This is a genomic window from Myxococcus sp. CA023, from assembly GCF_010998615.1.
Taxonomy (GTDB): Bacteria; Myxococcota; Myxococcia; order Myxococcales; family Myxococcaceae; genus Myxococcus.
This window is the reverse complement of sequence record NZ_JAAEAH010000152.1, coordinates 1-6,512: the sequence shown is the minus strand read 5'-3', so window position 1 is coordinate 6,512 and position 6,512 is coordinate 1. Positions and strand designations below refer to the sequence as shown.

5 protein-coding genes are annotated in these 6,512 nt (G+C 65.0%); 3 read left to right on the top strand and 2 right to left on the bottom strand.

What is annotated here, in order from left to right; all coding sequences use genetic code 11:
- A partial coding sequence (locus F8M74_RS36780; protein ID WP_163884742.1) for an ankyrin repeat domain-containing protein occupies window positions 1-942 on the bottom strand: 942 nt, incomplete at its 3' end.
- A gap of 176 nt (window positions 943-1,118) precedes the next feature.
- Between F8M74_RS36780 and F8M74_RS36775 the strand changes: the two genes are divergently transcribed.
- Window positions 1,119-3,404: an AAA family ATPase gene (locus F8M74_RS36775; RefSeq protein ID WP_162295152.1), complete on the top strand. Its 2,286-nt coding sequence runs from the start codon at window positions 1,119-1,121 to the stop codon at window positions 3,402-3,404.
- 12 nt (window positions 3,405-3,416) lie between these two features.
- The gene (locus F8M74_RS36770; RefSeq protein WP_162295151.1) at window positions 3,417-4,733 is read left to right on the top strand and encodes an McrC family protein; all 1,317 of its coding nucleotides are present in this window, start codon (window positions 3,417-3,419) and stop codon (window positions 4,731-4,733) included.
- A 90-nt stretch (window positions 4,734-4,823) separates the two neighbouring features.
- Here F8M74_RS36770 and F8M74_RS36765 read toward each other — a convergent pair whose 3' ends face one another.
- Entirely contained in the window at window positions 4,824-5,600 is a 777-nt protein-coding gene (locus F8M74_RS36765) for a hypothetical protein (RefSeq protein WP_141258977.1), read from the bottom strand.
- 513 nt (window positions 5,601-6,113) lie between these two features.
- On the opposite strand from F8M74_RS36765, the gene F8M74_RS36760 reads away from it, so the two are divergent.
- A complete protein-coding gene (locus F8M74_RS36760) occupies window positions 6,114-6,449 on the top strand; it encodes a hypothetical protein (RefSeq protein WP_141258978.1) in 336 nt (111 codons plus the stop codon).
- Window positions 6,450-6,512 lie beyond the last annotated feature (63 nt).

Here is a 6,512-nt window from a genome sequence, read left to right as displayed (position 1 = left end):
GGGGGAGGGAGGGTGCAGAGGGGCCGAGGAGGGCCGCTGACGGGGCCGCCCGAGCGATGCTCCCGGCCGGTGGACAGCCATGTGCAGTGCGGTGAGCCCCTTGTCCGTGCGGTGATTCACCTGGGCGTTGCGCGCGAGCAGGAGATTCACCACACCGAGCTCGCCGCTGTTCGCGGCCAGCATCAATCCTGTCGGGGTGCCCTTGAACAGGGTCCAGTCGGGGTCGAGGCCGGCGTCCAGCATTTGTTCCACCAGCTTGACGTTCCCCGATGCGGCCACCGAGGGGAAGTCCTGGGTCGCCCACTGGCTGCGCGCCATTCCGCCGGAAAAGGTCCATTCCGGTTGGGCCGCGTCGTCGTTCTGGCCCGTGGCCTTGTTGATGACTTGGGTACGTCGTTCCTTGGCCGCGTTCCGCGCGAGTTTCTTGCTGCCGCGCCAGAAGGAATGGGTCGCCGGATAGCTCGCCGGGTCCTTCAGGTAATTGGAGAGAGCGACGTGCTCATTCTCCAATGCAATGACGACCGGGAGTTTGCCGTCGTTGTCCTCCTGCTCGCGATTGGCACCCGCTTCCACCAGGTATCGAGCAATGTCCGCGAATCCATTCGCGGCGGCCGTCCACAACGCGCTGGCACCGGTTTCATCCGCCGCATTCACGTCCGCGCCGGCCTTCACCAGCAGCGTCACGAGGCTGGCGAAGCCATGCGCCGTGGCCGCGACCAACGGTGGTTCAAAGGCCGCCACGTTGGGGTTGGCCTTCGCGTCCAGCAGGACACGCACGGATGCCTCGTCGCCGTGCCTGCATGCGTATGCCAGGGGCGTCGATTGGTATTCGTGGACGTCGACCTCGTTGGGATCGGCTCCCTTCGCCAGCAGGTTCTCCACCTCGATGACATTGCACTGCTCGATGGCGGAAAACAGGTTTTCGGGTGTGTCGAGCTTCATTTCATTATGGGGATGGGGGCGTGGTGTCGGATTGCGATCCACTGTAGCGCAGCCTGCCAGCGGAGCTTCCCCTTTTGCGATGCTGTCTCGCCGCTGCGGCATCCGCCACCATGAGGGCCACGTCGTCCGCGATGCTCCGGCTTGCCTCGGGACCGGCAATGGGATGTCGTGGGGCGATGCCTGTCCTCCATGCTGACTACCTGGACCTTTTGGAGCGGTCGTTTTCCCGGCTCGATGCCAGCGAATACTTCGGCGCGGAGGCGATGATTCGCAGCTTCCAGGCGCGCTTTCCTCCCAGCAAGCTGCGTCGGCTCCAAGGTGTCGAGCTGCTGGAGGAACTCCATGGCCGGGAGAGTCGTGACTGCCTTGCCTATTGGCTGGAGTTCCGAGACCAGGAGGATTTTCAGGCCCGGCTTTTTGGAAGCATCCGGGGTGGCTCGGCGCTGAAATTCGGCATCTATCAGCGAGCGGAGGATGGCGGATGGTACGTTCATAGTGGCGAGGCGGGTGGCCAACGGAAGCTCCACATCAGCGAAGCGGTGCGAATCGCCGAAACCCAGCGGGACCAGCTCCTGGCCGCGAGGGACGTCGTCGCCAGGCTGCCCTCGTATCCGACTTCAAACGACTACGGGTGGTTGCAGGCTGAAGTAGAGGCCGTCGCACCAGACCTCGTCGGGTTGGCATTTCTGCACAAGTACCTGTTCCTCCAGTTTCCTGACCGGCTCGACGACTATCACTCGGTCGATTACCAACGGCATCACTTGCTTCAGATGGGGGTCCGGCCTCCCGACAGCGGGCTCTATTCCAGCGCGAGAACGTTCGTTGAGGCCTGGCATGACTTCCGGCGCGAGCGGTCCTTGCTGCCCATGTCGCTCTTCACGCACCTGCTCAACACAGTCAACGGGCCGCCCTGCCGTTTCTGGCGGTTGGGCACAACCGTGGGCAGCGGGGGTGAGAGTCAATGGAAGGGAATGGCGGAGGGCTCGTACATCGCCGTTGGGTGGGCCGAGCTGGGAGACCTCTACCAGGTGGTGGAGGGGCTTCAAGGCACCGACGCGAAGGAAGCCATCCGTCATGCGCTCGCGAGGCACTACCCGGATGTCATCCCACAGCAGCGTGGCAAGGAGATGACGCAGTTGTGGCGGTTCTTCGCGAACATACAGGAGGGGGACCGGGTCTTCGCAGCGGATGGACAGCGGATTGTCGGAGTGGGCCGTGTGACGGGGCCCTATCGCTTCGAGCCGGGGGCCGTGTTTCCCCATCGCCGGAGCGTCGAATGGTTGTCCCTGGAGAGATTCAATGCTCCGGACAAGACCGGACTGCAGACAACCGTCTATCCGCTCGACAATGCCATCGACCTGTTGCTCGCGGGGGTCGAGCATGTTCGGCACCGCCAGCCGTCAATGCTGCCGCCAGGGCCGGCGAGGTACGCGCCCCCTCCACTGGAGGGAATGCTCTCCGCCATCCATGAGGAATTGCTGCGCAAGGGGCAGGTCATCCTCTATGGGCCTCCGGGCACCGGTAAGACATGGCATGCGCTTCGGGCCGCGGAGGAGCTGTCCGCGCGCAGCACTTTTGGCCGAAGCTGGCTGGACCTGTCGGAGGGGGAGCGCGAGGGCCTGCGCGGCGCGAAGTCGCCTGGAGAGCAGCGCTTCTGGGCCTGCACGTTCCACCCGGCCTATGGCTATGAGGAGTTCGTCGAAGGGATCCGCCCCCAAACCGATGGCAGTGGGACCCTCGGCTTCGCCCCGCGCGAGGGACTGTTCCGGTCCATCTGTGCGCAGGCGCAGCAGCACCCGGACCACCTGCACTTCCTGCTCATCGACGAGTTCAATCGCGGAGACGCAGCCCGAATCTTCGGCGAGCTCCTCACGCTCTTGGAGTTGGACAAGCGAGGACGGGTCCACATCCAACTGCCGTATTCGCGGGAGCGCTTCTCGGTCCCCCGCAACGTGCGAATCATCGCGACGATGAACACGTCCGATCGCTCCATCGCCCTGCTGGACAGCGCGCTGCGCCGCCGATTCGGTTTCATCGAGTTGCTACCGGACCCCACGGTGTTGAAGGAGGCCCAGGCAGGAGGCGTGGTCTTGAAGCGCCTGCTCGTCACGCTGAACCAGCGCCTGGTGCGGGCGCTGCCGCACGGCGCGCGCAATCTTCAAGTGGGGCACTCGTTCTTCCAGCGAGATGGAAGCCCGCTGTCTGACTTCGCTGACTTCCGCCGGGTCATGCGGCATGAGGTCGTGCCGCTTCTTCAGGAATACTGTTACGACCAGCCCGTTGCGCTGCTGGACATCCTTGGAAACAAGCTCCTGGATGCCAGCTCCGGTGAGATTCGCAACGAGCTGTTCTCCTTGGGGAACGAGGATCATCTGCGTACAGCGCTGCGGGAGTGGGACCCCACGTTGGTGGAGGCGGATGCCATGGCCCCAACGGGCCCGGAAGAGGGTGTCGAGGAGTAGCGGATGGCGACGATGCCAAGACTGGTCCTTCGGGAGTGGGAGACGGCACACGCCTCTGAGCACCCCGTGCTTCGGGAGCTGTGGCGTACCCAGCCGGAGGTGGAACGCGACGCGCGTCGGCTCGGGATGAGCAACGCGCTGCGAGTCATGGATGGCCGCGAGGGCGTGTCCATCAAGGCTCAGCGGTATGTGGGGGTGGCTCGGCTCGGCCCGCTGCATGTGACAGTGCAGCCACGCCTCGCTCCAGTGGACCTCTGGTACATCCTGCAGTACGGCCTTGGTCTCGAGAAGTTGGCTCGCCCGGCGCCCGTGGACTTGTTGCTTCCAGAGGCTTCCTTCGCGGACCTCATCGCGCTCGAGCTTCTGGGGGAGACGAAGCGGCTTTCGCGGCGAGGACTGAGGCGAGGCTACATCTCCCAGGAGGAATGGCTGTCCCTCCCGAGGGGGCGCCTGAACCTGCCGCGCCTGGAGGCGGCCATGCAGCTGACGCGGGCATCCCTGCCTTGCAGCCATCACACCCTGTCGACGGACATTCCGGAGAACCGGATGGTCCGTGCCGGCCTGAAGCTGGCCGCGGATGCGGCCTACTCTCCCGCCTTGAGGGCGGAACTCGCAAGGACCGAGCGCTACTGGGGCGAAGTCTGCGGCTCGATGGTGCTGGATGCAGCGTGCCTTCGGCGACTGGAGCACGGGCTGACCCGGCTGACGGCCGCCTATGCCCCCATCCTGCGTCTGGTGTCCCTGCTTCACGAGGGCAGGGGCATGTCGGATTCGCTGGAGGACTTGGCCCCTGGCGAGGAGCGTCTCCCGGGATTCCTGTGGGACATGGCCTTGCTTTTCGAGCGCTTCGTGGAGCGTTTCCTGCGGGAGCACCTGCGAGACGCGGAGGTTTCCCGCCAGCGGCGCATCGAAGGGCTCTACTCGGTCGTGCGGGCGCCATCCGGCTTCTCCGCGCGAGCGCGGGAGCCCCGGCCTGACATCCTCCTGGAGCGTGAAGGGCAAGTCGTCGCGGTGTTGGACACCAAGTACAAGGACCTCGACGAGGGGCATCTCGACCGAAGCAGTTTGTACCAGATGTCAGTCTATGCCGTGGCGCATGCGCCGCCAGACGCAGGGGCCACACCTGTGCCCGTCATCGTTCTCTACCCCAAGGCAGGGGCCACTCCCGCGGATGAGCTTGTGTATGCTTTCAAGCACGGGAGGCAGGGGCGACAGAGCCATATCATCGTGCGTGGCATCGACTGGGGCCAGGCGAGCTTGGCGCTGAGGGACCCGTCGCGTCAGGGCGAATTGGCTGCGCTGGCGGCGGCATGGACGCGCTCGGAGTAGTTCCCCGCCGAGGAGCTTCAACACGGGTGACACGCTTCGGTCTTCAGCGTGTCACCCGCATCTGCGGCCCTGTGTGGACAGGCGCTGGTCCTACTGCGACCAGGTCATCACTTCGATGAATCGGACGGAGTCGCGGTCCTCGTTGACGGACGCCACCACGTAACCGCCGATGTCGCCGGGGCCCGTGCGGCCGTACGGGTCCACCCAGGTGGTGACGTAGTAGCGCGCGCCCTCGCCCGCGTTCGCGCTCAGGTAGGCCACCGCGCCGTTGACCTCGGCGCTGCTCGGCGTCTGGCCGAACACCGGCGAATTCAGACGCACGATGAGCTCGTTGAGCGTCACCACGGAGAAGGTGCGCGGGGCGGGGCCGAACGCGCTGTAGTAGGCCCACTCGAGCGTGGTCTGGTTCAGCACGCCACCTTGCTCCAGGACGCCGCCCGCCTGAATCCAGGCGTTGTTCGCCAGCGGCCCGCTGGCTCCCAGAATCTGCGCCGGCGTCTGCGCGGGCGTGGACACGTCCGTCGTTAACGGCGCCGCCACCGCGTCGTTCAGCTCGTGGTAGCGGAAGAGGTAGTCCTGCGCGGAGGCGTCGATGCCCGTGAGGAACACAGGGCTCGCGATACGGCTCGCCAGGTAGGCGTACTCCTCGGCGTCCGTCCTGCCGTCATCCGCGCTCAGGAAGGCGTCCAGCGCCGACTGGATTTCCGACCGCACCACGGTCGTCCCGCCGGCGCTGCCACTGGCGCGGGCCGCGGCGATCCGGGACTCGAACTGGGGAATGGAGTGCGTGCTGCCCCAAGCCAGTGCGGCGGGCGCGGCGAGGAGGGAGAGACCACAGAATGCGGTACGCAGCGAAATGAGTTTCATTGTGATTTCACCTGTAGGTCGAAAGGAACAGCATCCCGCGAGACCTTGTATGACCCATGGCGCACGCATTCGCCCATTCACGCTTCTGCAACGAAATCCCGTCTTGGCTTGTCATTGTAATTTTCCTGAGCAGCCGGGAGTGAATGTGCGATTTTTTCTCGTGGGAAGTGCTGACACAATGAATCAACTGGCGTTGAGGGTAGGCTTCGCGATCGGCACCGCGGTTGTGACCCGAGTCTGTGGTTTCTTTCGGAGCGTGGGTCCGATGAGGGGACTTCAAGGCGGTGGCGGGTGGGTCCCGCATGGGACGCACCCTTGAGGTGTGCGCGGGAGTAGTATTCACTGAGGCCACCCGAGCCGGTGGTCAGGACGTTCTTCGTGGCCTCAGCCTTGCCCAGGCATCAGTGGGAGGACGACATGCCATTGCACACGCCATCCGACGCGGACCGTGCCTTTCGCACGACATTCGAAGCCTGCGCCGTAGCGCCTTCCGCATTCACCCATGAAGCGCATGTGCGCCTGGCCTACGTGTACCTGTCGGAGCACGGCACCGAGGCGTCGATATCGAGGATGCGCACGGCGCTTCAGCGGTTCCTCGCGCATCACGGAATCCCCGCCGCAAAGTTCCACGAGACGCTCACCCGGGCATGGGTCCTCGCGGTCGAGTACTTCATGGCCAAGGTGCCCAGTGTGTCGTCCAGGGACTTCATCGAGCAGCATCCCGAGTTGCTCGACTACAGAATCATGCTGACCCACTACTCGGCGCAGGTGTTGTTCTCCGCCGATGCCCGGGAGGCCTACGTCGAACCCGACCTGGATCCGATTCCGGCGCCGGGCCGGGCCGGCTGAGCCTCCCATTCAGGGCCAGGGGGATGCGCATAAGAGGAATGGGGGCCCTGTTGAGGGGGAGGG

What these genes read in the sequence shown, in the direction of transcription:
- F8M74_RS36775 (WP_162295152.1), top strand. Translation starts at nt 1,119, where the DNA reads ATGCCTGTCCTCCATGCTGACTACCTGGACCTTTTGGAGCGGTCGTTT.
- F8M74_RS36770 (WP_162295151.1), top strand. Translation starts at nt 3,417, where the DNA reads ATGCCAAGACTGGTCCTTCGGGAGTGGGAGACGGCACACGCCTCTGAG.
- F8M74_RS36765 (WP_141258977.1), bottom strand. Translation starts at nt 5,600, where the DNA reads ATGAAACTCATTTCGCTGCGTACCGCATTCTGTGGTCTCTCCCTCCTC.